Below are 26,530 nucleotides of genomic sequence, written 5' to 3'. Positions count from 1 at the left end.
CGTGGTCACACCGGTTCGCCCGCGTCTTCAAGGCGCCGGGAGCCCGTCGGGACAAGGCGGTCGCGGTTTGCAGGATACAATTCGGCTGCGCCTGATTTGTCCCATTCCGACCTGACCCATCCATGCTCAATCCGACCCGGGCCTTCCTTCTCGGCCCGCTGCTGAAAGGCGTTTCACGTTCGTTCTATCTGACGCTGCGCGTACTGCCCGCCGGCATGCGCGATCCGATTGGCCTCGCGTATCTGCTCGCGCGCGCCGCGGATACGATTGCGGATACCTCGTTGATTCCGCCCGAGCAGCGTCTTGCCTTGCTGCTGTCGCTGCGCGCCCAGGTGAACGGTGCCGCGGACGAAGGCGCTTTCTTGCAGCGCATGGCGGTGGAAGTGGCAGGACAGCAGACGCACTCGGACGAGAAGGTGTTGCTCGAATCACTTGGGCCGGCGCTGGCGGTGTTGGCGCAACTGGGCGAGTCCGACCGCGCGGCGGTCCGCGAGATCGTCACGACGCTTACGCAGGGCATGGAGTACGACCTTCGCACGTTTCCCGACGAACGCTCCGGGCAGATCGTGGCGCTTCAGGAACTGGCCGATCTCGACCGCTACACGTATCTGGTGGCCGGATGCGTGGGCGAGTTCTGGACCAAAATGACGTATGCGCACATGCCGGGCACGCTCAAGGGCGAACCGCGGATCATGCTCGCGCGCGGCGTTCGTTTCGGCAAGGCGCTGCAGATGACCAATGTGCTGCGCGACTGCGGCAAGGATTTGCGGATCGGCCGCTGCTATTTACCGGTGACGCTGCTGGAGCGCTTCGGCCTCACGCCGCAAGACCTGCTGGTACCTGCCAACTCATTGCGTGCGCAACCGTTGTTGTTCGAACTGGTGCGTCTGTCATTGGACCACTTCCGCGAGGCAGTCGAATACACGCTTGCGATTCCTGCGTTCTCGGTGCGGCTGCGCCTCGCGTGTTTGTGGCCCGTGATGATCGGCCTGGAAACGTTACTGTTGCTGGTCCATAACGACGACTGGCTGGACCCCGGCAAAGTGTCGAAGATCCAGCGCAACAAGGTGTACCAGGTGATGGGATATTCGTTGCCGGCGGTCGCTTCGAACACGCTGGTGCGCAATTGGGCCGCGGGGCTGATCCGGCGTATCGAAGCCCGGTTACAGGCCTGAGCGTTGCTGCGCGTTCGCCGCTGTTAACGTTAGCGCGAGCGACCAAGCTCGATCGGCTGACCGTGCGGCGTATGTCGCGCGGCAGCGTCCCATTCGTTGCGACGCTGCGCGAGCATGTCGCGCTTCACCAGGCCCTTGGCGGTGCTGATGCGCTCCAGCGCGGTCAGCCAATGCGCATAGTAAGTATCGCCATGGTCCGGATCGCCCGCGGCCTGCGCATCGCGGATGGCGCCGTGCAGATAGTCCGCCCACTCCGCCCACGTGAACGTGCCGCGCTCGTGCAAGGCGAGCGTCATCGCAAAGGCCGTGGCTTGCCACGGTGCGTTGAAAACGGGACCCGCGCCGTCGCACGGCAATTCGGGCAGCGCGTGACGCAGTTCGGGCAGATTGAGCCGGCTCGAAGTCATGCGCGCTGATCCTGCCCGGCGTTCGCATGATCCAGGTACGGCTCCCAGCAATCGACGCATACCGAGGCCGCCGTCGTATCCGCGCCCCACAGTTCGGCTGCGTCGAAGCGCACGGTGTAAAGCCACTGCGGCTGCTCGCCCAGGCCGATTGCGTTCGTGTCGGGAAACACATGAGTGCCGCGCACTGCGACGATTTCGCCGCGTTTGCCGCGGCAATAACGCGGCAAACGCGTGTGCGTGGAGGGATTCATCACGCGCGCCCGGACCGCATCGCCCATCTTGAAGCGTGCTTGAGTCGTGGCCGGACGTTCCGCCGGAGTGCCGCGCAGCAGCGCAGCCGTCACCTGATCGGCCCTCAGCACGCGCGCCACCGGCGCAGGCGCGCTGGTGGATTTGCCCGTGCGGATTTCTTCCTCGCTCGCGAGCCCCGCATGCAGTACCAGTTGTTTGAGCCCTTCGAACCAGATCTGGTAATAGGTACTTGCCAGATATTGCGCCGGCGGCAAGCTCTCGCGTTCCGAGCGGGACGTGTCGATGTTCCACTTGCCGGTCGCGCCCATTCCCAGCGTGATGGCGAGGACTCTGCGCTCCCAGTCGGCGTGAAATGTTGCGGTGTCCGCCTGAGGGCGAATCGGGCCGAATGACTGCATGCCGCCCATGTCATGCGGGCCGTTCATGTTGTCTCTCCAGCGAACGAGGGGGTGAGTGGCAAGCCGGTGCCAATCATCGAATCGCGCGTCACCAGTTCGGCAAGCGCCTCTTCGCTGAAGGTTTCGGTACCGGCGGGTTGCATGGGCAACACCAGGTAGCGGAGTTCGGCGGTGGAATCCCACACGCGAAATTCGACCCGCGCGGGCAATTCAAAGCCGAACTCCTTGAGCACGCCGCGTGGATCGATCACCGCGCGCGAGCGGTACGGCGCCGACTTGTACCACGTAGGCGGCAGTCCCAGCACCGGCCACGGATAGCACGAGCACAACGTGCACACCACCATGTTATGGACCGTGGGCGTATTTTCCAGCGCGATCATATGCTCGCCCTGCCTGCCCGAAAACCCCAGCGACGCGATGGCCGCCGTGGCATCGTCCAGCAGCCATCTCTTGTAGGCCGGATCGGTCCACGCCCTGGCGACGACGCGCGCGCCGTTGCGCGGCCCGACCTGATGCTCGTACGTGTCGATCAGCACGTCCAGCGCTTTGGGGTCGACGTAGCCCTTCTCGATCAGCAAGGATTCCAGCGCACGTACCCGCAAATCCATTTCCGGCAGCGCGCTGCCGTCGTGGCCGTGATCATGATCGTGAGAGTGATCGTGTGTCTGCGCGGAGGTGCTTCCGGGAGAATCTTGATGGCTCATTGAAGTTCGTCCTGGCGTTTTTCCGACACGTCCAGTATGGTTTGCTCAATGTGCAAATGCAAACCAGCCCTTGAATCAGGACACAAATTATCATCTACGCGCGTCGCGCAGTGGCATGATAACGGCCTCGCGTCCCCTTCTTTTCGTTCCCGAACATGTCCAACCTGATCGTCCATGGTGGCCTCCCGTTGCGCGGAGAAATCACGCCATCTGCCAATAAGAATGCTGTTTTGCCCATTTTGTGCGCCACCTTGCTGACGAATCAGCCGTTGCGGCTGATTGGCGTGCCGGATATCACCGACGTCAAGAAGATCCTCGAAATTTTCCGCACGCTGGGCAGTGAAGTGTCGATGGACTTCGGCACCGGCATTCTCGATCTGCATCACCACGCCACCGCGTTCGACCCCGTCACGCACAAGTTGCCGGAGGAAATGCGTTCCTCGATCATGCTGGTGCCGCCGCTGCTGGCGCGTTTCGGCGTGGCCCGGCTGGAAAACGACGTGAAGGGCTGCACGCTCGGCGTGCGCGAGATCGATCCGCACGTCGAAGTGTTCGAGCGATTTGGCGCCCGTGTCACGCGCACGGCGGAGTCGCTGATCGTGCGCACCGAAAAGCAGATGACGCCCAACCATCATTGGCTGGACTACGCATCGGTCACCACCACGGAAAACTTCGTGCTGTGCGCGGCTTCGGCTAGCGGCACCTCGACGCTCGTGAATGCCGCATCGGAACCGCACGTACAGGAGTTTTGCCGTTTCCTCGCCATGCTCGGCGTGCAGATCGAGGGCATCGGCACGTCGCGTTTGAACGTCGCCGGCGGCAACAAACTCGGCGGCGGCGAATTCCGTTTCAGCGAGGATTTTCACGAGATCGCGACCTTTCTCGCTCTGGGCGCCATCACGGGCGGCGACATCGTGGTCAAAAACACGGCCCCGGATCAGTTTCCGCTGATCGACCGTACCTTCGCCAAGTTCGGCGTGGACGTGGTGCATCGCGACGGCTGGTCGCGCGCGCATCGTGAAGGGCCGCTCAAGGTGCGCCGGCCGTTCACGCAGAACATCCTCACCAAGGTGGAAGCCGCGCCCTGGCCGTATCTGCCGGTCGATCTGCTGCCCATCTTCATCGCGCTCGGCGTGAAGGCCGAGGGCAGCGCAATGTTCTGGAACAAGGTCTATGACGGCGCAATGGGCTGGTCCGGCGAACTCTCCAAGTTCGGCGCGCACGTGTTCCTGTCCGATCCGCATCGGCTGATCACGTTTGGCGGTCTGCCGCTGAGTCCGGCACGTGTGGAGAGTCCGTACATCATCCGCGTGGCGATCGCGCTGCTGATGGTGGCCGCGAGCATCGAAGGACGCTCGGAAATCATGAACGCGCTGCCGATCCGCCGCGCCCACCCGCATTTCGTGGAAAACCTGCGTTCCGTCGGCGCGAACGTGGAGTGGACCAGCAGCGAATAGCAGTCTTACTGCACGGCGTAACCGCGTCCTTGCATGCAGACGCCGTAGGCGCGCCAATAGCGCGTCATGGGCGGTTCGGGTGGCGGAGGCGGTGGGAGCGCGGGGGTTTTGGCATCGGCTTCCGTGGTCGCTGAAGCGCCGCTGGCCGCGCTGGCGCCCGGCATCTCCGGCATACCGTTCTTGCCGGTCTGGGCCATCGCGCCGCTGGCCGGCGCTGCGCCGGCTGCGGGCGTCGCGCTGGCGGCCCTGGCCGTGCTAACCGACGCCGCGGCCGTTCCGCTGGCCGGCATCGCAGCCGTCGCCGCGGTCGTCGAAGCCGCGCCGTACCCGGGTAGCGGCGGTTGCGTCACCTGCCCGCCGCCGCCCTGGCCGGCGGCGCCCGAAGCGGGCTTGGGCGCCATCGGCGCCTGTGCCTCACGGGTCATGTTGACGTTGGTTTGACGGGACGCCATGGCATAGCACGTGGCGGCGTCGGCGTTCTGCTGCCACGCATTCTGGCTGCGGATCGGGTAGATCACCGGCTGCCATGCCAGCGCGGCATGGCTCAGCACGCATAGCGTCAGGCCAATCAGGATTGTCGTTCTCATCGCGGCGCCTCCTGCGGCGGTCTCGCTGCAATCCTTAAATGGCTCCATTCTCCCCAGGCGCAAACTGCGACCTGAACGGGACCCAGACGTCAGCGCGTATTCGACCGCCTATCGATGTCACTTGAGGGTAACACCGCGCCCGCGCCGCGCAAGACGCGGTATATCGGCTCTGTCGGCCATTGTGAAGCGAATTGGGGCACGGTGGCGGCGGCTGGCGGCGGAAGACGGACGCCCGGTCGATTAGACGGGCCGGGTGGATTCGAGCGCCACTGAGACTTGTAATCGACCTGTCTGAACGCCCATCGTGTTGCGCAAGGGCGGTGCCCGGAACGATTCGAGTTGCGCGCGCTGCGCGGCGCTGCCGATCTCGAGCTGCGCCAGCAGGTCAGCCACGATCGCGTACAACACGGTCGCATTGCCGTCCTCGACCTTCACCGCGATCCCCAACGCGCCATGGGCGCCCAGCCGCGCGGTTTGCGCGTTGGGCCGCACGCCGATCGCATAGCTTGCATCCGCGCCCACCTTGCCGACCAGCGCCCCGTCGAACGCCTGCATCAGGCTCGTACAAAAGCGGCCTTCGCCCGCGACCAGTTCCGGATAGCGCGTCATCGCGCGATAAATCCGCGCAAGCGCAGCCGTACGGGCGGATGACGACGCGGTCCCGGTCACGGTGCCGGTTCCGGTCCCGGCGGGTTGAGCGGTGGCGTCAGCCAGCTTCGCAAAAAGCCGTGCGAGGCGGTCGAGCGGAAACGCGGGCGTCGGCAGGTTGCAGCCGTCGATGGCCCACTGAACGGCGTCGTCCGGGAGATCGCAGAGCTGGGCGACGGTGTGTTTCACGCGCACCTGCAGCGGATGGTCGGGCAAATGGTAGTCCTGCTTCGCCGCGCCGATGGCTTGTGCGCCCGCCAGCATCCCCGCATGCTTGCCCGAGCAGTTGCTGCATACCCCGCCAGGCGTGAAATCGCGCTTGATCCACGCGCGATAGACCGCCTCGGACAATGGCGGATGGCCGCCGCAACGCAAGTCCGCTTCATTTGCCTGCGCCTTGGCGAGCATCTGCCGGGTCCGTTCGATGTGCCGCTCCTCGCTGTTGTGCGACGCGCACATCAGCGCGAGGTCAGCCTCGTCAAAGCCGAAACGTTCGAGTGCGCCGGTTTCGACCACCGCCAGCGCCTGGGCCGGTTTGGCCGCCGAACGTGCCAGCGTCATGCGCGCCGGATCGCCGAACGCATAGAGCAGGCGCCCTTCGGCATCGACCACGGCGACGTGCGCGACATGCGTGTTTTCGACCGAGTCACCACGATAAGTGGTCGCCGCAATCGGTGCCTGGGGTCTGCTGGCGTGCGCAGTCATGGGTTCGTCTCCTGAATCGTCATGGAATGCGAGCGATTTTACGGTTTTTAGATCGCACGAACCAAACGACGACGTGCCAGAAGGGAAAGCCACGGATCTCACCGGAGGGCGGCAAATCGTCATAAAAAAGATGCGGATGCCGGTGTATTTGTAATTCGAATTACCGCTGCGTCCCATTTCCGAAATTCACGCAGTCGGAAAAATCTGCTGAAAATGAAATTGCCTGGCAGATTATGCGGAAATAATTGATGCGAACGATATTCGTAAATTACTTAATTCTTAAGGGCGCCGAGAATCCGGTCGATTTCATCGAACTGCGTCGGCGACAATTGATGGCTTTGCATGATGCTCAGCAGACGCTTGCGCCAATAGGCCCGCGGCAGGCCCGAGCGGTCGAGTTCGGCCTCCGAAAGGAGCCCTATGACCAGTTTGATGTGCAAAATTTCGCTATGCACGAGCTTTGCGGAATGGGCACCCGACATTTTCGATTGCCCGGTAATACAAACGCCCTGTTCGGAAACTATTCCCATCTTCGCTTGCCGACGAGCCTGGCGACGCCACGTGAACAACCCCGGAACGCGGCGTCGGCTCGAATTCGGCCTCCTGTCGTATTTTTGATGGTGGGGCGCACCGTAGGTCGTCTGGAACGCCATTACCGAAAGTGAATATATGTTCGGCTATACCGAACGCCGTTCGGTATTGAGATTCATGGTAATTTCCGGATTAGTGACTGTCAATATGAGATGTGGGATCCTTACGGGATGGCTTCATCAATCTGACGGACAAAACAGAAAATGACCGATGCAGCTCAAATTGCCGAAGATCGATACGCGCTGCGTAGCGTCAATCGCGCAATCGATGTTCTGGATGCCTTGGGGAAGGCAGGCGGAGACGGCCTCACAGTGGCGGGAGTGGCGGAGCAGATCGGGGTGTCGAAAAGTACCGCATTCGCGCTGCTGCAGACGCTCCTCGTGCGCAATTTCGTCACCGACGTGCGGCTGGGCGGCTCGCGGCGCTACCGGCTAGGACTTGCGCTCGTCTATCTGGGCGATCGGGCGGCGGAGGAGGTCGGTGTATCGCAGCTGGCGCTGCCCGTATTGCGTGAACTCACGGCGCTGACGGGACTGACTTCGCGTCTTGCGATTCTCGACCACGGCTACGCGGTGGCGATCAGCCGGATCGATGCGCCGGGGATTTTGCGGATCGCTTCCGCGCTCGGGCAGCGCGAGTTGCCGCATTGCTCGGCGCTCGGCAAGTCGCTGCTGGCGCTGCTGCCGCCGGCGCGGGTCGTCAAGCTGCTGGCGCAAACCGGCATGCCGCGTCGCACGGAACACACGCTGGTCACGCCGGCCGAATTGATGAGCGATCTGATGCGGGTGGCCGAGCGTGGCTATGCCTTCGACAACGAAGAGGACAACATCGGCGTCGTGTGTATTGGTGCGGCCATTACGAATCGCGATGGCGAAGGCGTCGCCGCGATCAGCGTGACGACCCTCAAGAGCGGCTTGACCGACGCGGACCTGCACGAACTGGGCCGCACCCTGCGCAAGCATGCGGACCGCGTGAGCCGGATGCTGGGCGCCGAAGTGGACCAGGAAATCCAGGCGGTCTAATCAGGTTGCACGAGCCGCCGCAGCGTCCAGTTTGCGCGGCCGCGACGCAGGGGGGCGCTGCACAACCGTCGGCTGTCGCACTGGTAGCACCGTTGTGCACCGATACGAAGGAACTGCATGCTGACGACATTTATCGGCCTGTTCGATTTGCACGGCGTGGGCGAATATATGCCCGCGCTGTTGAAGGGCGCCATGACCAGTCTGGCGCTGACGTTATGCATCATGTTGATCAGTTTGCCGCTTGGACTGCTCATTGCATTGGCTAAAATCGGTCGCTCGCGGATTATGCGCACGCTGGCGTCGATTTACATTGAAGTGATCCGGGGCACGCCTGCGCTATTGCAGCTGTTTTACATTTATTTCGTGCTGCCTTCGTTCGGGATTCGCTTCGATCCGTTCTGGGCCGGCGTCATCGGACTGTCGATCAATTACTCGGCCTATCTGGCCGAGGTCTATCGAGCGGGTATCGCGGCTGTTCCGCAAGGGCAGATCGAGGCAGCCAAAGCCTTGGGCATGTCGCGTCGCAAGATGTTGCGGCTGATTGTTCTGCCGCAAGCAATCCGCGTAATCATTCCCCCGCTCGGCAATTATGGCATTTCGCTGTTCAAGGACACGTCGCTCGTGTCGATCGTCACCGTCAAGGAACTGATCTTTACCGGGCAAATCATCTCGTCGACGAATTTCGAATACGTCACGGTGTTTACGATCATCGGCGCGATCTATCTGGCGTTCTCGTATCCGAGCGCGCTCGTCGTGCGCTGGCTCGAACGGCGCATGAAGGTTGGCGGCAAGGCGAAGGCCCCCGCCACCACGCCTCGTGCGACGGCGGCCACCCCATGATCCGGCTCGAGCACGTCAACAAGCGCTTTGGGCACCATCACGCACTGCAGGACGTCTCCCTGAACGTCGCGAAAGGGCAAGTGCTGAGCATCGTCGGGCCGTCCGGATCAGGCAAGTCGACCCTGCTCCGGTGCATGAATCATCTGGAGAAAATCGACAGCGGCACAATCTATTTCGATGAAGTCCCCGTTTACGAATACATCAAGAACGGCAAGCGTCACGCCGATAACGATAAGGCAGTCGAAGCGATTCGCGCGAAGGTCGGCATGGTGTTTCAATCGTTCAATCTGTTTGCGCATTTGAGCGTGCTCGACAACATCACGATTGCGCCGATCCACGTGCGGGGTATTTCGGCATCCGATGCAATCGACGAGGCGCGCGCGTTGCTCGACAAGGTCGGGTTGCTGGCGAAGGCGAATGCCTACCCGCACGAAATGAGCGGCGGCCAGCAGCAACGCGTGGCGATTGCGCGGGCGCTGGCGATGCGCCCGGAGGTGATGCTGTTCGACGAAGTCACCTCGGCGCTCGATCCGGAACGGGTCGGCGAGGTGTTACGCGTGATGCGCACGCTGGCCGGTGAAGGCATGACCATGATCGTTGTCACCCACGAGATGGGTTTTGCGCGCGAAGTATCGGACCGCATTGTGTTCATGGCGGATGGCCGGATCGTCGAAGAAGGCAGCCCCGCGGCATTCTTTGCGACGCCTCAGCAACTGCGCACGCAGGATTTCCTGCGCTCATTGTGGGAGCGAAACAGGCAACTGGGCGGGACCGTTAGCCCCTAATAACAAACAGTCAAGACCAACGAATCGGGAGCTTCACATGAGAATGGCAACGCTGATGCTCGTGTCGCTGGCGGCGGGCTTGCTGTCCACCTCAACCGTCTTCACCGCGTCATCCGCGTGGGCTGCGGACGAAGCGGCACTCGGCAACATGCGTTTCGACGGCGGCGACGGCTCGTATAAGCGCGCGGTCGAAAACGGCGTCACGTTTGTGATCGCCGCGGACCCGCCTTCCACCTTTCGCGACAACAAGACCAATAGTTTCGACGGCGCCGACGTGCGCATCTTTCGCGAAGTGGCGAAACGCCTGGGCATCGCCAAAGTGAACTGGGACATCGTGCCGTTCGACGCCATGATTCCCACGCTGCTGGCCGGCCGTGCGGATGTGATCGTGGATAACCTGCACGAAACCGAACCGCGTCTGCGTGTGGTGGCATTCACCAGCCCGGCCTACTGGTACGGCTCGGGCATCGCGGTGCAGCGCGGCAACCCCGCGAAGATTCACGACTGGGCCAATTTTGCGGGCCGTAGGGTGGGCACATTGCGCGGCAGCATCAACCATCAATTGCTGAGTGAGCGCAACGACCTGAAGGAGCTGAAACTCTATACGAGCAGCGAGGCCGAGTACTCCGACCTGATTGCCGGGCGCATTGACGTGGCGATGGAAGACGACATCAAGATCGGCCAGTTTCTGAAACAGCATCCCACCGCGCCGGTGGAGAGGGTGCTGGACTACAAGCCGCAGCCACGCGAATACGGCTACGCGCGTTACGCGTTGCGCAAGAGCGACGTGGATCTCAACAACGCGGTGTCACGGGCGCTGGATGAAATTCGCGCGGACGGCACGCTGAGTTCGATCATCGCGCAGTTCGGCTATACGGACCGCAACCTCTGGTATTTCCCCGTCAAGAACTGACCTGGCAGCCTGATGGCGCGCCGCCCGTGCCGTTTCTGCGGAGCGGCCTTGCATCATCGCATCCCGCCAATCTGATCGGTTTCGACGCGAGGCCGTACAATCATGCCTTCATGAATCGCGCAGGGCGCCAGCGCCTGGCGCGATTCAAATCGTTGCAAACCCCTTTGAATCGAAACAGAAAGCCACGTGACTTCGTCTTCCAGTTCCTCTTCCTCCGCAGCCAACCCCCGCACCCGCAAACCGCTGACCATCATCCAGACGCTCGCCATTGTCGGCGTGGCAGGGCTGATCGGCTCGCTGCTTCTCAAGCTGCTGGTCTAGCCCACGCGCCGGGCATCAGGCCGCGATCGCGACCTCGTCTTCGGAAACGACAGTCGAGGCCGCGAGCAGCACCGGAATCGACTTCGACGTCGGCGTGCCGGCGCCGTCGGCCACCGACGACAACGGCACCAGCGGATTCGTCTCCGGGTAGTAGGCGCCGAGGCAACCGCGCGGAATGTCGTACTCGACGAGCAGGAAGCCGGCGGCGTGGCGTTCGACGCCGTCGTCCCACACGCTTGTGATATCCACGCGCTGGCCGACTTTGAAGCCGAGCATGTCGATGTCCGCCTTGTTGGCAAACAGCACGCGTCGCTGACCGAACACGCCGCGATAGCGATCGTCGAGACCGTAGATCGTGGTGTTGTACTGGTCGTGCGAGCGGGTCGTCATGAGCGTCATCAGGCGCTCCCCATGGAGGGCGCGGGCGCGGTGAATCGGCGAGTCGACCGAAATAGCGTGCACCATGAATTGCGCCTTCTTGCTGGGCGTATTCCAGACGCGGTCGCGCGAGGCGACGCCCAGATGGAAGCCGCCCGGGTGCTTCAGGCGTTCGTTGTAATTTTCGAAGCCGGGGAATACCTTTTCGATGCCGTCGCGGATCAGCGCGTAGTCGTTCGTCAGGGCGCGCCAGTCGACCTTGGCGCTACCGAGCGCCGCTTCCGCCATGCGCGCCACGATGGCGATTTCCGACAGCAGATTCGGCGAAGCCGGCTTGTTCATGCCGTACGAGATGTGCACCATGCTGAACGAATCTTCGACGCTCACGCCCTGCGCCACGCCGTTCTGGATGTCGATCTCGGTGCGGCCGAGCGTCGGCAGAATCAGCGCGTCGCGACCATGGACGAGGTGGCTGCGGTTCAGCTTGGTCGTGATGTGCACGGTCAGATCGCACGAACGCATGGCTTCCCACGTGCGCGGCGTGTCCGGCGTCGCAATCGAGAAATTGCCGCCCAGACCGATAAACACCTTCACCTTGCCGTCGAGCATCGCCTGAATCGAGTTCACGACGTCCAGACCGTGCTCGCGCGGCGGCTCGAAGTCGTACACCTCGCCGAGACGGTCGAGGAAAGCCTGGGTGGGACGCTCTTCAATGCCCACCGTGCGGTCGCCCTGCACATTCGAGTGGCCGCGCACCGGGCACAGGCCCGCGCCGCGCTTGCCGATCATGCCGCGCATCATCATCAGGTTCGACAGGATCTGGATGGTCGGCACCGAATTCTTGTGCTGCGTGAGGCCCATGCCCCACGTGGAGATGACCGCCTTGCCCTTGACGTAGATGTCGGCGAGCTTGAGCACGTCGTCCATCGGCACGCCCGATTCGGCGACGATGGTGTCCCAGTCTTCGGCACGCAGATCGGCGGCGAAGACGTCGAATCCCACCGTGTGCTCGGCGAGGAAGTTCACGTCCAGCACGCGTTCGGCGCCGCTCGCGAGTGCCGCGTCGTCCAGTTCGATCACGCGCTTGGCGACGCCCTTGATCAGCGCGAAGTCGCCGCCCACCTTCGGGCGAATGAACACGGAGCTGATCTGGGTGCTGCCCATGGTCAGCATTTCAATCGGATGCTGCGGGCTGGCGAAGCGCTCCAGACCGCGCTCCTTGAGCGGGTTGATGGATACGATGGTCGCACCGCGTTTCGCGCACTCGCGCAGTTCGCCGAGCATCCGCGGATGGTTGGTGGCCGGATTCTGGCCGAAGATCAGAAACGTGTCGGCATGTTCCAGGTCGTCCATCGTGACCGTGCCCTTGCCGACGCCCACCGTGCCCGGCAAGCCGCGGCTGGTCGCCTCGTGGCACATGTTCGAGCAGTCGGGGAAGTTGTTGGTGCCGTACATGCGCACGAACAGCTGAAACAGGAACGCCGCTTCATTGCTGGCGCGGCCCGAAGTGTAGAAGGCGGCGCGGTCGGGATCGTCGAGCCCTTTCAGGTGACGCGCGATCAGGTCGAAAGCTTCGTCCCAGCCGATCGGCACGTAACGGTCGAGCAGCGCGTCGTAGACCATCGGATCGGTCAGCCGGCCGTGCTGTTCGAGCTCGTAGTCGGTCTGCTTCATCAGTTCCGTGACCGTGTGCTCCGCGAAGAACTGCGGCGTCACGCGCTTGCTGGTCGCCTCGGCGGCCACGGCCTTCACGCCGTTCTCGCAGAATTCGAAGGTCGAGGCGTGTTCCCGGTCCGGCCATGCGCAGCCCGGACAATCGAAGCCGTCAGGCTGATTCTGCTTGAACAGGGTCTTGTAGTTCCCGCCTGCGACCTTTTCCTTGATGAGGTTGATCGCGACATACTTCAGCGCGCCCCAGCCTGCTGCCGGGTGGGTATACGGTTCGATACGAGCTTCGGGTTTCTTCATGACCTTGTTGCCGGAAACAGGCGGATTGACAGGCGGATTTGTGGATTGGCTCAAGCTTACTGTGTTCCAAAAACATCACGGATCACAGAAAATGAGAAAGACAAGGGATACAGTTGCGGCGATTTGTCTTAGACTTCGCGTATTCCATCTGTTTGGGTTGTTGTCTGCCTTGAAGCTTTACGAAAAACTCGCCGATGAGATTGGTGAGGCCATCCGCCGTGGCGTATTCGCCGTGGGCGAGCGGATTCCGTCGGTGCGCCAGTCGAGCCAGCAGCATGGCGTCAGCATCAAGACGGTGCTGCACGCTTACGCGTTGCTGGAAGGCCGCGGCATCATCGAAACCCGGCCGCAGTCCGGCTATTTCGTGCGCGAACTGGCCGCGCCGCAAACCATGCGGAGTCCGGCGCCGGCGCCGTCGCCGCCTTCCGAAGTGGATGTGAGCCGGCTCGTGCTCTCCACGCTGCGCAGCATCCGGGCGCACGACGCGATTCCGTTGGGTTCGCCGTACCCGGATCCGTCGCTTTTTCCGTGGCGCCGGATCAACCAGTACGCGAACGCGATTGCGCGGCGGCATTCAAGCTGGAACCTGATGGACGATTTGCCGCCGGGCAATCCGGAGCTGATTCGCCAGATTGCGCGGCGCTACGCCGAAAACGGCGTGCCGGTGGATCCGCAGGAAATCGTCATCACGTTGGGCGCGACCGAGGCGATCAATCTGAGCCTGCAGGCGGTGGCCAAGCCGGGCGACACGGTGGTGGTCGAGTCGCCGACCTTCTACGCGATGCTGCACGCCATCGAGCGCATGGGCATGCGCGCGCTCGCGGTGGCGACGCATCCCACCGAGGGCATCGACATTGACGTGCTGGCGGACCTGCTCGGCAAGCAGAAGGTCGCCGCGTGCATGGTGATGCCGAACTTTCAGAATCCGCTCGGCTTTCAGATGCCCGACGAGAAAAAGCAGCGGCTCGTCGAATTGCTCACCCTGCACGATATTCCGGTGATCGAAAACGATGTGTATCAGGAACTCTATTTCGGCGAAGCGCGGCCCACGACACTCAAGAACTACGACACCAAGGGGCTCGTCTTGCACTGCGCGTCGTTTTCCAAGAGCCTGACTGCGTCGTACCGGATCGGCTGGGCGATGCCGGGTCGTTATCGCGCGCAGGTGGAAAAACTGAAGTTTCTCAACACACTGACGACGCCTTCGGTGCCGCAGGTGGCGGTGGCGGACTATCTGCGGCAGGATGGCTACGACCGGCATTTGCGGCACGTGCGCAAGTTCTATCGCCACCAGGCGCGCCTGATGAGCGCCATGGTGCAGCGCTTCTTCCCGGCCGGCACGCGCGTCTCAGCGCCGCAGGGCGGCTATGTGCTGTGGGTGGAAATGCCGCCAGACGTGGATTCGATGCGGCTCTATCGCGCGGCGCTGGCACGCGGCATCACGGTGGGGCCCGGATATATGTTTTCGACGCGCAACGATTTCCGCCACTTTATCCGGCTGAATTACAGCTATCCGTGGACGGCGCAGACTGAGGCAGCGCTCAAGACACTGGGCGAACTCGTTGCAGAGATGACTTGAGGAGAGACAAATGAGCGATGAAATCGACCCGGCACTCGTAGCGGTGCTGATGCAGCTCTGGCAGGCGGAAAAGGAGACGCCGGGGCGCGACTGGTCGCTGGCCAAGCTCTCGAAGCGGTGCGGCCTGCCCATGAGCGCATTGCGCAGGCAACTGACACTGCTCGGTGACGGCGACATCGTCGCGACGACGCTGACCGAAGAAGGCACCGGCACGGCGAAGCTGACCGATGCGGGCCGCAGTTTGTGCGGCGAGCTGTTTCGCGATCTCGAACAGTAGGCGTCGTCGTCGCCACGGTTGTGTTTGCAACCATGTACGTATCCCGAAAGTAGTTGCATTGCTAACTATCCAGACTTATACTCTGGCCATGTTCGATCAATGTCTCTACTTCAACACGTCTGCACTGGCTCGCCGTCTTGAACGCGAGTGGGCGGAAGCGTTCGAGCCTTTCGACGTCACGCCGCCGCAAGGTTTCATGTTGCGCGCGGTGATCGAGCGTCCGGGCATGTTGCAACGCGAACTCTCGGACGAGCTGTTCATTGCCAGACCAACCGTCACGCGCGCGCTGGATGGCCTGGAAGCAAAGGGCTATATCGAACGGCGCCGCACGGAAGACGACGGCCGCGAAGTCTCGGTCTTTCCGACAGTCAAGGCGCTCGTCATCAAAACCGAGTTGAACGGTGCGAGCGGGGCCGTTACCGCGCGGCTCAAAAGGGCGCTGGGCGGCGCGGAATTTTCGGAAGCGGTTTCAAAAATTCGTGGGGTACGCTCGGCACTTCCCTAAGGCAGTTTTTTGGCTGACGTATAGTTGCATAGCTAATCAAATTGAGGGTCGCATGCCAGCTAGGGTGTGATTACACCGGTGTATTCGCGGAGACCGATCCGCGGCTTTATAGACGCAGCAACAGGCTGTTTTCATCATGAAACATATCGCAGCATTCTCCATCGCGACCTGGTCGGCCGCCGCCATTCTCTACTTTGGCCAGCACTCCGTGGCAATGATCGCCTTAAGCGGTGTGGTCGTGCTCGGCGGTTTCGATCTGCTGCGTCCTTGAGGCCGCGCGCGCTTGCCAAAGTCGGCATGCCGAAGTGATCCGGGCACATTTACCTTGTGCGCAAACGCACTGGCGGTACCAAATTCAGCTTGCAATCCGATTGCAGTCTACTTACGCGCTTTCGCTCGATTTTGGCGTGAAAGTGCTACCGGATTACGCATAGACTCGGCCTAATCAATCGTCAAAATAATGCGCGTGAGCAGGACCAGGGAGAGGCGCGTGGCCGTCCAGACGACTGGACAGCGGCTTTGCACGGCAACGCACACTTGCGGATACCCTGGTTTGTCCCGACGATAGAAGGCCGCATAATCAGAAACAGTGGTCGAGGGACTGGAAAGGCCTGAAGGGAAAACAAGCGCTATAAGCGCCTGGCTCCGCATACGATATGCCCGAACCATGACTGCACGGTCGGGTCGGGAATAATGTGAGTCGCCGATGACAACCGTAAGAGACCATACGTTGCCTCGCCAACACTTGATGCACGGCACCAGGGCCGCGCGGCCTGCTGCTTTGCGCGTGCGGTCACTCGACGAAGCCGGCGCTTATTCAATCTTTCACGAACCCTGGTGGCTGGACATCGCAACGGAAGGCAACTGGAGCCTCGCTAAAGTCGTACGCGGCAAAGAGGTGCTCGGCCAGATGCCTTACAACACCACCCGCATGGGCATGTGGCGGATTTCACATTTGCCGCCGCTCACGCGCACGCTTGGGCCGGTCATCAGACCGTTGGGACTCGACACCGTCCATGAGCAGCATCACCGGCTGAACGTCACGTCGCAGCTGATCGAGCAGTTACCTCACTTCGATAGCTTCTTTCAGGTGTTCGATGCGCGCGTCGACGATGCGCTCGCATTCGCGCTGAAAGGCTTTACGGTGTCCGCGCGCTACACGTTCCAGATCACACCGGATTGCACGGCCGCCGAGGCGTGGGCACGTCTTCACTGCAAGACCCGCAATGTGATCCGCGGCGCGGAGAAACGCCTGACGGTCGCGCCCATTGCCACGCCAAGCGAATTCCTGCAATTCTACGAAGCCAACCTGCTCGAACGCGCACGCACCAACGCGTACGGATCGGCGGTGATGCGGCAGCTCGTGAACGCATTCGTGGAGCGCCAGGCGGGACATCTGCTGGGCGCTTACGGGCCCGACGGACGGCTGGTCGCCGCAATCGGTGTGGTGTGGGACCAGCACGTGATGTACTACCTGCTGTCATCGCGCACGCTCGGCGCGCACGGCGGCTCGATCAGCTTGCTGCTGTGGACCGCGATTCAGCACGCGCTGGAACGCAACCTGACGTTTGATTTCGACGGTTTCTCCAGTCCGGCCACCTTCAATTTTCTCGATGGTTTCGGCGCCACCTTGAAGCAACGGCTGGGCGTCGAGCGTCTGAGCACCATGTACTCCGTGGCGCGGATTCTCAAGCGCCGCATCACGCCCAAGTCGAGCGCGGTATTCGCGCCGAATCTGTGAGCGCGTGATTTTCCTGCGCTACTGCAGCGTGCCTCTAGGCGGCTTTCTGCGTGTGCTTGGCGGGGCCGATCATCGATTCGGCCAGCTCGACCGTGTTGGACGCAAACAGAACCGGCGTCCAGCGCTTGATCGACGCAAGGGCGTTGGCCGAGAAGCGCTCGCGTAGCGCGGCATTCGTCCCCAGCCGCATGAGCCGCGCGGTGAGCGCGTCCTCGTCGTCCGGCTCGATGACGAAGCCGTTGAAGCCGTCCTCCACCAGTTCGTCGGCGACCCCGCAAGTACGCGTGACAATGGCGGGCTTGCCCGCCGCGAACGACTCGTTGACGCACAAGCCCCATTGATCGAACTGGCTGGCGAGCACGGTGAACTCGGCAAGCGCATAGAGGCCGGGCATATGCTGGTTCGGCACGGAACCCAGAATGACGACGTGCTTCGTCAGCCCGAGCCGGTCGATCTGCTCCAGCAGTTGATCCTTGCACGGACCCTGCCCGATCAGTACCAGCGAGACGCCTTCAGCCTGCAGCCCGGACCTGAAAAATGCCGTCAGCAGCAGGTCGATGTTCTTGCGGGCCACGAAGCGGCTCACGCACAGCACGTAGCGCGGCGGCAGAGCGAAGCGCGTGCGCACCTCGGCGGCATTCGACAAAGCCTCTCGGGCCCGCTTGGAGAAATAGTCGACGTCGATGACATCGAAGCCGATGCGCGATCGTTCGAGCGGCACACCTAACGACTCCGCATAGGCGCGGTGTTTTTCCCCCGCCACCAGCGCGGCGTCGAACTTCGACACCAACATGCGCTTCATGCGCTCCTTGAACGCATACCGTTTGCCGTCGTCGGCTTTGGAATCCGACATATACATCAGCGAGAAGCGGCGCGTGAACAACTTGAGCAGGCACAGGATGATCGAGTAATTGGTGCTATAGCCGAGCGTGACCACCACTTCCGGCGAGAACGTGCGGAGTATCTTCAGCAGATCGCGGGCCACCCGGAAGCTATGTCCGTCGTTTTCGCCCGCACTCTCCATCAGCGTGACGCAGTTCGCCGGACTCGAGCTGAAGAAGGCGCTGCGGCGGTCTTGCGGGAAGCCGTACGCACCGGACTTGCCGAACACTTCGACGAGATAGACTTGGTGTCCCCGGCTGTTGGCGAGCCGGAGAAGCGCCTGGTAGCGCGGCACGTGGTAGTCACCCAGATGACCGACGACGAATAGGACTCGCATGGAAGGGCTAACCGAGCGGTTTGGATTGTTTGGATTGGCGGGACGCTGCTGGAGTCATCCTAACGCGGGCACGGTGCCGGCCAGCCGGATGGCCGACAAAGGCGAATCTTTGGCGGCAGGATCAGAGTGGGAGCGCACAGGATTTGCGGGGGGCTGCGAGCCGCAATCATACATTGAGTCCGACAGGGACTTCTTTGTCGCACCGGCATGCTTTAGCATGGCGCCGGATCATGTTGCAGTTTTTTAATTGCTCGCCGCACACTCAATCCGTTTGCTCATGAAAAAACACTCGAATCCGCTTCTATCCCCTGCCATCGGCACGCATCGCGAACTGGTGAGTTTCCATTTTGGCCCTGCGGATAGCGGTCAAAAAATCTATGTGCAGTCGTCCTTGCACGCCGACGAAACACCCGCGATGCTGACCAGCGTGCTGCTGAAGCGCCGGCTGCTCGAACTGGAAGCGCAAGGCGCGCTCGCGGCCGAAATCGTGCTGGTGCCGGTCGCCAATCCGGTCGGGCTGGGTCAATACGTACTGGGTCAGTTTCTCGGCCGTTTCGATGCCGGCAGCGGCAAGAATTTCAACCGCCATTTCTTGCAGTTCGACGCCCTGGTTGAGCGCGCCAAAGAGGCGCTGGGTGCGGACCCGCTCGCCAATCGTCAAATTGTCAGGCAATTGCTGCGCGACGAATTGCAACGGCAACAGCCGCTGACCGAGTTCGAGTCGTTGCAACTGGCGTTGCTGAAGCTGTCGTTCGACGCGGATGTCGTGATCGATCTGCATTGCTCGCTCGAAGCGGCCATGCATCTGTATACCAGCGAATCTGCGTGGTTCGACTTCGAACCGCTGGCGCGCTATCTTGGCTCGCGTGCCTCACTGCTCGCCACCAATTCGGGCGGCGAGTCGTTCGACGAGACGCATAGTCTGCTGTGGTGGCAACTGCAGCAGAGCCTCCCGGCGGACAAGCCGGTGGACAACGGTACCATTGCGGTGACAGTGGAATGCCGCGGGCAGCGCGACGTATCGTATGAAGTCGCGCAGCAGGACGCGGATGCGATCGTCGACTATCTGACGTGGCGCAAGGCGATTCGCGGCGAGCCGAAGCCGCTGCCCGAATTGCCCGCACCCGCCACGCCGCTTGCCGGCAGCGAGCAGTTCCATGCGCCCGTGAGCGGTATCCTCGTACACCGCGCAGACATTGGCGAGCTGATCCGTGCGGGCGATCCGCTGTTCGACATCGTCGATCCGCTCACCGACGAAACCACCACGATCACCAGCAATACCGAAGGTGTCTTCTATATGCGCCGCGCAATCCGCTTCGTGACCGCAGGCGCGCCGCTTGGCCGCGTGACGGGGACGAAGCCGGTCCGCACGGGCGTGTTGCTGGGGGCGTGAATCATCCGACAAAAGTTGTCTGAAACATGGATCGCGTAGGATTGCGATCCAACTCGCCGCGCTACCGCGCCAACGATCATGATCTCTTTCGACTCCGGCCCATTCCGTTTCCAGTTGCGCGCTGCGGCCGTACTCCTGCAACGCGACAAGGTGCTGCTGCACCGTGCCAATGACGACACATTCTGGTCATTGCCAGGCGGCCGCGTGGAGCCGGGCGAAGAAGCCGCCGTCACCGTCATGCGGGAAATGCTCGAAGAACTCGGCGTGACCGTAGCGATCGAGCGTCTCGTCTGGATGGTGGAGAACTTCTTCCACTACGCCGGAAAGCAGCAGCACGAAGTGGGGTTTTATTTTGTGGTGAGCGCGGCGAAAGGCTCCGCCGTGCTCAATGAAACCGGCGATTTCCCAGGCGTGGAGAAGACACCGCGTTTGACGTTCCGCTGGTTTTCACGCAGCGAACTGGCGCAATACGACATTCGCCCCGCGTTTCTGGCTAAGGCGCTTGCACAAGACCCGCTCCAGTTCGCGCACGTAGTGAATCACGACGCATAACGTTACGGCGCAACAGCGTCGCTCAGCGCTACGCATAAACGCAGCGCTGAGCGACACCCGGCAACCCCCCGAAGCAGACCTCAGATTGCAGTCAGGGTCGGCGCTACCGCAGCCGGATCGCTGATACTCGGACGGCCATTTTCAACGTGGCCGGCCAGACGCCGCGTAAAGCTGGCGTCTTCATTGCTGCTGACGGTCAGGTCATACCAGTGATGGCTCGAAGCCAGCACCCACGCTTCCTCGATCTGCGCACCGGCCGGCACCAGCACCTGGCGCGGACGCGCGCCGTACGCGTTGTCGGTCACGGTCAGGCGCGCGATCCCGCCGCCCTTGTTGCTGAATTTGAGGAACACGTTGCCGTTGGCCACATCGTATTGCGTGTGGATTTCGGGAAGCGCCGGCTTGCTGTTGTGCGATTGCGTGTTCGTCGGGCTCGCGTTGCCGGCGAACTTGCGCACGAAACCATTCGGGCCGAACACTTCGAACGCGTACACGCCGTTCGTCGTGGTCAGATCGAAGGTCTCCGTCAACGACTTGCGCGCTTCGACCGTGTAGCGCCACGGACCATCGGTGCGGTTGGTGGCGTACACGTAGAAATGCGCGCCTTGCTCGCCGGTATTGCCGATTTCGATCGTGAAGGTGTTTCCCCGCGTGTCGACATGACCGTTCACATGCAGCTCGTAGGGCAACGCGCGGGCAAAACGAATGCCCGGTTCCTGCGGATCGATCATGCCGGGTGTCGCCGGTACGGTCGGCTTCGGCTGCGTCGCGCATTGGTTGTCGGCCATGCTCATATAGTTGCTGGTGTCCGGCAGCGGCGGCATGCCGGCGTCCGGCGTGCGGAAGTCGAATGCCGTCGTCAGGTCGCCGCAGACCGCGCGGCGCCATGGTGTGATGTTCGGCTCATTCACGCCAAAGCGCGCTTCGATGAAGCGGATCACCGACGTGTGATCGAACACCTGCGAGCAGACAAAACCGCCTTTGGTCCACGGCGAGACGATCGTCATCGGCACGCGCGGCCCAAGCCCGTAGGGCAGGCCGTCGGCGGTATAGCTGCCGCCGCGCAGCGGATTGACGACGTTGTGAATTTCGCCTGCCACGCTGACGGTCGATTGCCCTTGAGCCGCGGTCGTCGCCGGTTGCGGCGGCACGAGGTGATCGAAGAAGCCGTCGTTCTCGTCGTACATGATGAACAGCACCGTCTTGCTCCACACCTCCGGATTCGACGTGAGGGCGTCGAGAATCTGCGACGTGTATTCCGCGCCGTAAGCCGGCGTATAGCTCGGATGTTCCGAATAGGCGGCCGGCGGGCACAGCCACGATACTTGCGGCAAGTTGCCGGCCATCACGTCGTTCTTCAGGTCGACGATCGTACGCACCGTCTGCGCGCGCTCGTACAGCGCGGAGCCGGGCTGCGCGTCGATGTAGTTGACGAAGTTCTGCAGGATGTTGGTGCCGTAGTTGCCGTTCAGCGGATCGCTGCCGGTGAGACCTTGCTGATACACCTGCCACGTGATGCCGGCGGCCTGCAGGCGCTCCGGATACGTGGTCCACGACAGCAGCTGATAGGTCGGCGGGCCATCGCCATCCACGAAGTCGTTGTTGTCGAGCAGGGGGCCGCCCATCGTGCCGGTCGGGTCCACCATGCCGGTCATCAGATACGCGCGATTCGGGTGCGTCGGTCCCGGCATCGCGCAGAAGTAGGCGTCGCAGACGGTGAACGCATCGGCCAGCGCGTAGTGGAACGGAATGTCGCTACGCAGGTAGTAGCCCATGGTCATGTCCGTCTTGTACTGCGGCCACTGGTTGTACACACCGTTGTTGATGGCGTAGTGCGTCGGATACCACGAGTGGTCGAGGTCGCCGATACATTGCGCACTGGTTGTCTGCGTATTCAGATGGAACGGCAACACCGGTTGCGCGGCGTTTTCCTTCGACGGCTGATACCAGACCGGCTTGCCGCCGGGTAGCGGAATCGGGAAGCGGTCGTTGTAGCCGCGCACACCGCGCATATGGCCGAAGTAGTGATCGAACGAGCGGTTCTCCTGCATGAAGACGACAATATGTTCGACGTCCTGAATCGTCCCGGTGCGCGAATTGGCAGGTACGGCAAGCGCATTGCGGATCGACTCGGGGAATGCCGCGAGCGCGGCAGCTGCGCCTGCGGAGGATGCAACGGTCTGCAGGAAACGGCGACGGCTATTTGAGGTCATTTGTTATCACCTTCTGCGGGGGGGAAGAATGAGCGCGCGAGGCGCCGGGTTAAGCCGGTCTCAATTGGTGGAGTTGGTGTTGCCGCCGTCACCCGGCGCGTCATGCATGACGGGCGCGACCTGCCGGCTGTCGGCGGCAAGGCTCGCCTGCACGCTTTGTACGGCGCTGTCCGAGCTTGCGTCGGGGGCGCCCGACTGCATGGTGCTCAATGCTGCCGAAGCGCCGAACGCGACGGACGGCGTGACGGTTTGCGTGGTCTCTTGCGCAGAAGGCGTGGGTGCGCCTGATGCGGCGCTGCTTTGATCGACGTTGGCCGAAGCGCGGTCGTCGGGACCGCAGGCACTCAGCGTGATGGTTGCAAATACAACGAGTACGGCCGGGACCGTGACGGGATGTTTGTGCATATCTGCCTCAGTGTTCTGGGTAGCGGGATGGAGTCTCCAGACAGTTGAAGAAAAATTTGTGAAATATGGTGTAACGTTTGCGCGCCGCGAAATTTCTCTAGACGTTGTGTGCTTTTCGAAAGCTGTCGGAAACAAAAAGGTAGTAAAACGGCGCCGTTTCGCGCGAGGTGCCCAGCAAACCGATAAGATCGAACCGGGTAGAACTGCTGGTTACGACATGACACGCATCGATCGACCTTTCGATCCCGCCCGTCTCGACGACGAATGGCTCGAAGCCGACGGCTTCGGCGGCTTCGCGTCCGGCACGGCGGGCACGTCGCGCACCCGCCGCTATCACGCGTTGCTGCTGGCCGCGACCCACGCGCCGGGGGGCCGGGTGGTGCTCGTCAACGGTATCGAGGCGTGGCTCGAAGCGCATGGCAAGCGTTATGCGTTGAGCATGCAGCGCTACGTGCCCGACGTCGTGTATCCGGACATTGCGGGGCACCTGCTTGGCTTCGATACGGCCCCATGGCCGACCTGGCGGTTTCAGCTCGATGGCGACACGTTATTGATTGCCGAGCTATTCGTCGCGAAGGCGACCTGCGAGACGGTGTTGCGCTGGCGTCTGCAGGGCGGCAGCGAAACCGGCGCAGCATGGGGCGATGCCACGCTGCATGTGCGGCCGCTGCTATCGGGGCGCGACTATCATGCACTGCACCATGAGAACGCCGCCTTCAACTTCAATGCGGACATCAGCGAAGACCTCGCGCGCGTGAGCTGGCAGCCCTATGGCGATCGGCCCGTGATCCACGCGTCGACCAATGGCGTCTATACGCGGGCGCCAGACTGGTTTCGAAACTTCTGCTACGTGCGCGAGCGCGAACGCGGGCTGGATTTCAGCGAAGACCTTGCCACGCCTGGCGTATTTACGTTCAACCTGAGCGATGCCGAGGCGCTGATGATCCTGCAGGCGGGTCCGCAGCAGCCGGACGCCATGCCTGCAATGCAACGCGTCAAGGATCTGGCCGACAGCGAATACGCGCGGCGCGCCGCGTTCGCCTCACGCCTGCACCGTTCCGCCGATGCGTATCTGGTCGCGCGCGAAGAAGGCCGCACCCTTGTCGCTGGCTTTCCGTGGTTCACCGATTGGGGCCGCGATACGTTCATTGCCATGCGCGGTCTGCTGCTGGCATCGGGGCGTTTCGATGCGGCGGAGGCGATCCTGCTGGAATGGGCGGGCACGCTCTCCGAAGGCATGCTGCCGAACCGCTTTCCCGACTACGGCAGCACGCCCGAATACAACGCCGTCGACGCGTCTTTGTGGTTCGTGGTTGCGGTGCATGATTATTTCGTGGCCGATCACGCATCCGCTGACACACGTGGCCGCTTGCAGCAGGCAGTGGAAGCGATCCTCGCCGGTTATACGCGCGGCACGCGTTTCGGCATCTGCGCCGACGGCGACGGCCTGTTGCGCGCCGGCGTGCCCGGCGTGCAACTGACATGGATGGATGCGAAGGTGGGCGACTGGGTGGTGACGCCGCGCATCGGCAAGCCGGTCGAAGTCGAGGCGCTGTGGATCAATGCGCTGCGCATCGCGGCAAGCTGGAATGCCCAATGGCAGGAACCGGCGCAGCGTGCGTCGCAGGCGTTTGACGCGCGCTTCACGAACCCCGAGAGCGGTGCGCTATACGACAATGTCGACGTGGATCATGTGCCGGGCACGGTAGATCGAGCGATGCGCCCGAATCAGATCTTCGCGGTGGGCGGCTTGCCGTTTCCGCTGCTCGAAGGCAGCGCGGCACGCGCCGTGGTGGATCAGGTGGAAACGCATCTGTTGACGCCGCTGGGTCTGCGCACCCTCGCGCCATCCGATCCCGCCTATCGCGGGTGTTATGCAGGTGCGCCGCTGGAGCGTGACAGCGCGTATCACCAGGGGACGGTGTGGCCCTGGCTCATGGGGCCCTTCGTGGAGGCATGGCTGCGCGTGCATCAACCGGATGCCGGGGCCCGTGGGCAAGCACGCTCGCGATTTCTCGCGCCGCTGATCGCGCATCTGGATCACGACGGTCTGGATCACGTGTGCGAAGTTGCGGACGGCGATGCACCACACACACCTGGCGGCACGCCGTTTCAGGCGTGGTCGCTGGGGGAATTGTTGCGGGTGCAACGGATGCTGCAGAACGGGTAGGAGTCCGGCATTTGCAAATTCTTGCAATCCGCGTTGCGCCGTTTGGTACACATGCATCTCTGTTTGCCGACCAAAAAAACCAACGGAGATTCCACAGTGCTTCGAACCCTGGCCATCAGCAACTATCGCTCCATCAACAAGCTGGTCGTTCCACTGACGCGGCTCAATCTGATCACGGGCGCCAACGGCAGCGGCAAATCGAATCTGTATCGCGCCCTTCGCTTGCTGGCTGAGACGGCGCAAGGCGGCGTCATCGCGCCGCTGGCGCGCGAGGGCGGTCTCAGGTCCGTCGTCTGGGCCGGACCGGAGGCTTTTTCACGCGCCATGCGCGAAGGTCTTGCGCCGATCGAGCCGCTGGTGCGCCAGCATAGTCAACGCCTCAAACTCGGATTCAGCGGCGACGACTTCGGCTACGCAGTGAGCCTCGGCTTGACGCCGACTGGCAAGCCACCGCCGGATCCACCTTCGGCTTTCTCCCTTGACCCCGAATTCAAGCGCGAATGTATCTGGGCAGGGCCGTTCCTTCGACCGGCCAATCTGCTGGTGGATCGAAACGGCGCCATGGTTCGCCGCCGCATCGGGCGCGAATGGGATGTGGTGACGCAACATTTGCCCGCGTACGAAAGCCTGTTCGCGCACGTCGCAAAAGATCGCCAGAGTCCTGAAGTGTTCGAGGTGCGCGAGACCATTCGCGGCTGGCGCTTCTACGACCACTTCCGCACCGACGCGGACGCGCCCGCCCGACAATCGCAACTCGGCACGCGCACGCCGGTGCTGCATCACGACGGCCGCGACCTTGCCGCCGCGCTGCAGACGATCCGCGAAGTGGGCGACAGCGAAGCGCTCGACGCCGCCATCGACGACGCATTCCCCGGTTCGAAACTCGAAGTGCTGGCAGAGGCCGGCGGCCTGTTCACCTTGACGCTGCAGCAGCACGGTTTGCTGCGGCCTCTGAGCGCCGCGGAACTGTCCGACGGGACGCTGCGCTATCTGTTGCTGGTGGCCGCCTTGATGACGCCGCGACCGCCTTCGCTGATGGTGCTGAACGAACCGGAATCGAGCTTGCATCCGGACCTGCTGCCTGCATTGGGACGCCTGATCATTCACGCATCCCGTCACTCGCAGATCTGGGTGATTTCGCATGCAACGCGCCTTGCCGCTGCAATCGAGGCAGACCCGGAATGCAATTCGATCGTGCTGGCGAAAGAGCTCTCCGAGACCCTGGTGTGGGGACAGGCGCCGCTCGATCAGCCACCCTGGCATTGGCCGGACAAGGACGGGCATTAGGCGTGCACGCGGGCAGCGCTCGTCGCACCCGCTTTGCG

26 protein-coding genes are annotated in these 26,530 nt (G+C 62.5%); 16 read left to right on the top strand and 10 right to left on the bottom strand.

What is annotated here, in order from left to right:
• The first annotated feature begins 122 nt into the window (after positions 1-122).
• Positions 123-1,175 (top strand): phytoene/squalene synthase family protein, encoded by a 1,053-nt coding sequence (locus tag VGH41_RS09255; RefSeq protein WP_331597086.1) that lies wholly within the window; start codon positions 123-125, stop codon positions 1,173-1,175.
• Positions 1,176-1,204: 29 nt separating this feature from the next.
• On the opposite strand, the gene VGH41_RS09250 is transcribed toward VGH41_RS09255, so the two are convergent.
• Genes VGH41_RS09250 through nthA form a run of 3 tightly spaced genes read right to left on the bottom strand, consistent with a single transcriptional unit; the run spans position 1,205 to position 2,936 of the window.
• Positions 1,205-1,582: a nitrile hydratase accessory protein gene (locus VGH41_RS09250; protein WP_331597085.1), complete on the bottom strand. Its 378-nt coding sequence runs from the start codon at positions 1,580-1,582 to the stop codon at positions 1,205-1,207.
• Positions 1,579-2,259 (bottom strand): nitrile hydratase subunit beta, encoded by a 681-nt coding sequence (gene nthB / locus VGH41_RS09245; RefSeq protein WP_331597084.1) that lies wholly within the window; start codon positions 2,257-2,259, stop codon positions 1,579-1,581. The genes VGH41_RS09250 and nthB overlap by 4 nt, the downstream gene beginning before the upstream one ends.
• Positions 2,256-2,936: a nitrile hydratase subunit alpha gene (gene nthA, locus VGH41_RS09240; protein ID WP_331597083.1), complete on the bottom strand. Its 681-nt coding sequence runs from the start codon at positions 2,934-2,936 to the stop codon at positions 2,256-2,258. Before nthA ends, nthB begins: the two co-directional genes overlap by 4 nt.
• Positions 2,937-3,091: 155 nt before the next feature.
• Between nthA and VGH41_RS09235 the strand changes: the two genes are divergently transcribed.
• A complete protein-coding gene (locus tag VGH41_RS09235; protein WP_331597082.1) occupies positions 3,092-4,393 on the top strand; it encodes a UDP-N-acetylglucosamine 1-carboxyvinyltransferase in 1,302 nt (433 codons plus the stop codon).
• A gap of 5 nt (positions 4,394-4,398) precedes the next feature.
• Here the strand turns inward: VGH41_RS09235 and VGH41_RS09230 are convergent, their stop codons facing one another.
• The 3 genes from VGH41_RS09230 to VGH41_RS09220 form a co-directional block, all read right to left on the bottom strand.
• Entirely contained in the window at positions 4,399-4,980 is a 582-nt protein-coding gene (locus VGH41_RS09230; RefSeq protein WP_331597081.1) for a hypothetical protein, read from the bottom strand.
• A gap of 240 nt (positions 4,981-5,220) precedes the next feature.
• A complete protein-coding gene (locus VGH41_RS09225; RefSeq protein WP_331597080.1) occupies positions 5,221-6,333 on the bottom strand; it encodes an asparaginase in 1,113 nt (370 codons plus the stop codon).
• 272 nt (positions 6,334-6,605) lie between these two features.
• Positions 6,606-6,986, bottom strand: coding sequence for a hypothetical protein (locus tag VGH41_RS09220; RefSeq protein ID WP_331597079.1), 381 nt, complete (start codon positions 6,984-6,986; stop codon positions 6,606-6,608).
• Positions 6,987-7,127: 141 nt separating this feature from the next.
• On the opposite strand from VGH41_RS09220, the gene VGH41_RS09215 reads away from it, so the two are divergent.
• The 5 genes from VGH41_RS09215 (at position 7,128) to VGH41_RS09195 (ending at position 10,805) form a co-directional block, all read left to right on the top strand.
• On the top strand, positions 7,128-7,946 hold the full coding sequence (locus tag VGH41_RS09215; RefSeq protein WP_331597078.1) for an IclR family transcriptional regulator: 819 nt from the start codon (positions 7,128-7,130) through the stop codon (positions 7,944-7,946).
• A 117-nt stretch (positions 7,947-8,063) separates the two neighbouring features.
• The gene (locus VGH41_RS09210; RefSeq protein WP_331597076.1) at positions 8,064-8,786 is read left to right on the top strand and encodes an amino acid ABC transporter permease; all 723 of its coding nucleotides are present in this window, start codon (positions 8,064-8,066) and stop codon (positions 8,784-8,786) included.
• Positions 8,783-9,571 carry an amino acid ABC transporter ATP-binding protein gene (locus VGH41_RS09205; protein WP_331597075.1) on the top strand — a complete coding sequence of 263 codons (789 nt, stop codon included), beginning with the start codon at positions 8,783-8,785 and terminating at the stop codon, positions 9,569-9,571. Before VGH41_RS09210 ends, VGH41_RS09205 begins: the two co-directional genes overlap by 4 nt.
• A gap of 37 nt (positions 9,572-9,608) precedes the next feature.
• Entirely contained in the window at positions 9,609-10,484 is an 876-nt protein-coding gene (locus tag VGH41_RS09200) for an ABC transporter substrate-binding protein (protein ID WP_331597074.1), read from the top strand.
• Positions 10,485-10,670: 186 nt separating this feature from the next.
• A complete protein-coding gene (locus VGH41_RS09195; protein WP_331597073.1) occupies positions 10,671-10,805 on the top strand; it encodes a hypothetical protein in 135 nt (44 codons plus the stop codon).
• Positions 10,806-10,820: 15 nt separating this feature from the next.
• On the opposite strand, the gene VGH41_RS09190 is transcribed toward VGH41_RS09195, so the two are convergent.
• Positions 10,821-13,151, bottom strand: a complete 2,331-nt coding sequence (locus VGH41_RS09190; RefSeq protein ID WP_331597072.1) for an FdhF/YdeP family oxidoreductase — start codon at positions 13,149-13,151, stop codon at positions 10,821-10,823.
• A gap of 169 nt (positions 13,152-13,320) precedes the next feature.
• Between VGH41_RS09190 and VGH41_RS09185 the strand changes: the two genes are divergently transcribed.
• The 5 genes from VGH41_RS09185 to VGH41_RS09165 all read left to right on the top strand — a co-directional run bounded on the left by VGH41_RS09185 (position 13,321) and on the right by VGH41_RS09165 (position 17,253).
• The gene (locus VGH41_RS09185; protein WP_331597070.1) at positions 13,321-14,730 is read left to right on the top strand and encodes a PLP-dependent aminotransferase family protein; all 1,410 of its coding nucleotides are present in this window, start codon (positions 13,321-13,323) and stop codon (positions 14,728-14,730) included.
• A 10-nt stretch (positions 14,731-14,740) separates the two neighbouring features.
• A complete protein-coding gene (locus VGH41_RS09180; protein WP_331597069.1) occupies positions 14,741-15,007 on the top strand; it encodes an ArsR family transcriptional regulator in 267 nt (88 codons plus the stop codon).
• Between the two features lie 88 nt (positions 15,008-15,095).
• On the top strand, positions 15,096-15,512 hold the full coding sequence (locus tag VGH41_RS09175) for a MarR family winged helix-turn-helix transcriptional regulator (RefSeq protein WP_331597105.1): 417 nt from the start codon (positions 15,096-15,098) through the stop codon (positions 15,510-15,512).
• A 136-nt stretch (positions 15,513-15,648) separates the two neighbouring features.
• The gene (locus VGH41_RS09170) at positions 15,649-15,783 is read left to right on the top strand and encodes a hypothetical protein (protein WP_331597068.1); all 135 of its coding nucleotides are present in this window, start codon (positions 15,649-15,651) and stop codon (positions 15,781-15,783) included.
• Positions 15,784-16,299: 516 nt separating this feature from the next.
• Positions 16,300-17,253 carry a GNAT family N-acetyltransferase gene (locus VGH41_RS09165; protein ID WP_331597067.1) on the top strand — a complete coding sequence of 318 codons (954 nt, stop codon included), beginning with the start codon at positions 16,300-16,302 and terminating at the stop codon, positions 17,251-17,253.
• 34 nt (positions 17,254-17,287) lie between these two features.
• On the opposite strand, the gene VGH41_RS09160 is transcribed toward VGH41_RS09165, so the two are convergent.
• A complete protein-coding gene (locus VGH41_RS09160; protein ID WP_331597066.1) occupies positions 17,288-18,472 on the bottom strand; it encodes a glycosyltransferase family 4 protein in 1,185 nt (394 codons plus the stop codon).
• Positions 18,473-18,749: 277 nt separating this feature from the next.
• Between VGH41_RS09160 and VGH41_RS09155 the strand changes: the two genes are divergently transcribed.
• Together VGH41_RS09155 and VGH41_RS09150 are read left to right on the top strand one after the other, a co-directional pair.
• The gene (locus VGH41_RS09155) at positions 18,750-19,865 is read left to right on the top strand and encodes a succinylglutamate desuccinylase/aspartoacylase family protein (RefSeq protein WP_331597065.1); all 1,116 of its coding nucleotides are present in this window, start codon (positions 18,750-18,752) and stop codon (positions 19,863-19,865) included.
• Between the two features lie 78 nt (positions 19,866-19,943).
• Positions 19,944-20,417, top strand: a complete 474-nt coding sequence (locus VGH41_RS09150; RefSeq protein WP_331597064.1) for an NUDIX hydrolase — start codon at positions 19,944-19,946, stop codon at positions 20,415-20,417.
• Positions 20,418-20,497: 80 nt separating this feature from the next.
• Here VGH41_RS09150 and VGH41_RS09145 read toward each other — a convergent pair whose 3' ends face one another.
• Together VGH41_RS09145 and VGH41_RS09140 are read right to left on the bottom strand one after the other, a co-directional pair.
• Complete coding sequence (locus VGH41_RS09145; protein WP_331597063.1) at positions 20,498-22,630, bottom strand: phosphocholine-specific phospholipase C; 2,133 nt, start codon at positions 22,628-22,630, stop codon at positions 20,498-20,500.
• A gap of 60 nt (positions 22,631-22,690) precedes the next feature.
• Positions 22,691-23,035, bottom strand: coding sequence for a hypothetical protein (locus tag VGH41_RS09140; protein WP_331597062.1), 345 nt, complete (start codon positions 23,033-23,035; stop codon positions 22,691-22,693).
• 217 nt (positions 23,036-23,252) lie between these two features.
• Here VGH41_RS09140 and VGH41_RS09135 point away from each other — a divergent pair, with 217 nt between their 5' ends.
• On the top strand, positions 23,253-25,205 hold the full coding sequence (locus VGH41_RS09135) for an amylo-alpha-1,6-glucosidase (protein WP_331597061.1): 1,953 nt from the start codon (positions 23,253-23,255) through the stop codon (positions 25,203-25,205).
• A 51-nt stretch (positions 25,206-25,256) separates the two neighbouring features.
• Positions 25,257-26,492, top strand: coding sequence for an AAA family ATPase (locus VGH41_RS09130; protein WP_331597060.1), 1,236 nt, complete (start codon positions 25,257-25,259; stop codon positions 26,490-26,492).
• Positions 26,493-26,530 lie beyond the last annotated feature (38 nt).

Origin of the sequence: Paraburkholderia sp., from assembly GCF_036488795.1 — a bacterium.
In the GTDB taxonomy this organism is placed as follows: domain Bacteria; phylum Pseudomonadota; class Gammaproteobacteria; order Burkholderiales; family Burkholderiaceae; genus Paraburkholderia.
Note: the sequence above shows the minus strand (reverse complement) of the source record. Positions and strands in the feature narration are given on the sequence as shown.

What these genes read in the sequence shown, in the direction of transcription:
- VGH41_RS09255 (WP_331597086.1), top strand. Translation starts at nt 123, where the DNA reads ATGCTCAATCCGACCCGGGCCTTCCTTCTCGGCCCGCTGCTGAAAGGC.
- VGH41_RS09250 (WP_331597085.1), bottom strand. Translation starts at nt 1,582, where the DNA reads ATGACTTCGAGCCGGCTCAATCTGCCCGAACTGCGTCACGCGCTGCCC.
- nthB (WP_331597084.1), bottom strand. Translation starts at nt 2,259, where the DNA reads ATGAACGGCCCGCATGACATGGGCGGCATGCAGTCATTCGGCCCGATT.
- nthA (WP_331597083.1), bottom strand. Translation starts at nt 2,936, where the DNA reads ATGAGCCATCAAGATTCTCCCGGAAGCACCTCCGCGCAGACACACGAT.
- VGH41_RS09235 (WP_331597082.1), top strand. Translation starts at nt 3,092, where the DNA reads ATGTCCAACCTGATCGTCCATGGTGGCCTCCCGTTGCGCGGAGAAATC.
- VGH41_RS09230 (WP_331597081.1), bottom strand. Translation starts at nt 4,980, where the DNA reads ATGAGAACGACAATCCTGATTGGCCTGACGCTATGCGTGCTGAGCCAT.
- VGH41_RS09225 (WP_331597080.1), bottom strand. Translation starts at nt 6,333, where the DNA reads ATGACTGCGCACGCCAGCAGACCCCAGGCACCGATTGCGGCGACCACT.
- VGH41_RS09220 (WP_331597079.1), bottom strand. Translation starts at nt 6,986, where the DNA reads ATGGCGTTCCAGACGACCTACGGTGCGCCCCACCATCAAAAATACGAC.
- VGH41_RS09215 (WP_331597078.1), top strand. Translation starts at nt 7,128, where the DNA reads ATGACCGATGCAGCTCAAATTGCCGAAGATCGATACGCGCTGCGTAGC.
- VGH41_RS09210 (WP_331597076.1), top strand. Translation starts at nt 8,064, where the DNA reads ATGCTGACGACATTTATCGGCCTGTTCGATTTGCACGGCGTGGGCGAA.
- VGH41_RS09205 (WP_331597075.1), top strand. Translation starts at nt 8,783, where the DNA reads ATGATCCGGCTCGAGCACGTCAACAAGCGCTTTGGGCACCATCACGCA.
- VGH41_RS09200 (WP_331597074.1), top strand. Translation starts at nt 9,609, where the DNA reads ATGAGAATGGCAACGCTGATGCTCGTGTCGCTGGCGGCGGGCTTGCTG.
- VGH41_RS09190 (WP_331597072.1), bottom strand. Translation starts at nt 13,151, where the DNA reads ATGAAGAAACCCGAAGCTCGTATCGAACCGTATACCCACCCGGCAGCA.
- VGH41_RS09180 (WP_331597069.1), top strand. Translation starts at nt 14,741, where the DNA reads ATGAGCGATGAAATCGACCCGGCACTCGTAGCGGTGCTGATGCAGCTC.
- VGH41_RS09175 (WP_331597105.1), top strand. Translation starts at nt 15,096, where the DNA reads ATGTTCGATCAATGTCTCTACTTCAACACGTCTGCACTGGCTCGCCGT.
- VGH41_RS09170 (WP_331597068.1), top strand. Translation starts at nt 15,649, where the DNA reads ATGAAACATATCGCAGCATTCTCCATCGCGACCTGGTCGGCCGCCGCC.
- VGH41_RS09160 (WP_331597066.1), bottom strand. Translation starts at nt 18,472, where the DNA reads ATGCGAGTCCTATTCGTCGTCGGTCATCTGGGTGACTACCACGTGCCG.
- VGH41_RS09155 (WP_331597065.1), top strand. Translation starts at nt 18,750, where the DNA reads ATGAAAAAACACTCGAATCCGCTTCTATCCCCTGCCATCGGCACGCAT.
- VGH41_RS09150 (WP_331597064.1), top strand. Translation starts at nt 19,944, where the DNA reads ATGATCTCTTTCGACTCCGGCCCATTCCGTTTCCAGTTGCGCGCTGCG.
- VGH41_RS09145 (WP_331597063.1), bottom strand. Translation starts at nt 22,630, where the DNA reads ATGACCTCAAATAGCCGTCGCCGTTTCCTGCAGACCGTTGCATCCTCC.
- VGH41_RS09140 (WP_331597062.1), bottom strand. Translation starts at nt 23,035, where the DNA reads ATGCACAAACATCCCGTCACGGTCCCGGCCGTACTCGTTGTATTTGCA.
- VGH41_RS09135 (WP_331597061.1), top strand. Translation starts at nt 23,253, where the DNA reads ATGACACGCATCGATCGACCTTTCGATCCCGCCCGTCTCGACGACGAA.
- VGH41_RS09130 (WP_331597060.1), top strand. Translation starts at nt 25,257, where the DNA reads ATGCATCTCTGTTTGCCGACCAAAAAAACCAACGGAGATTCCACAGTG.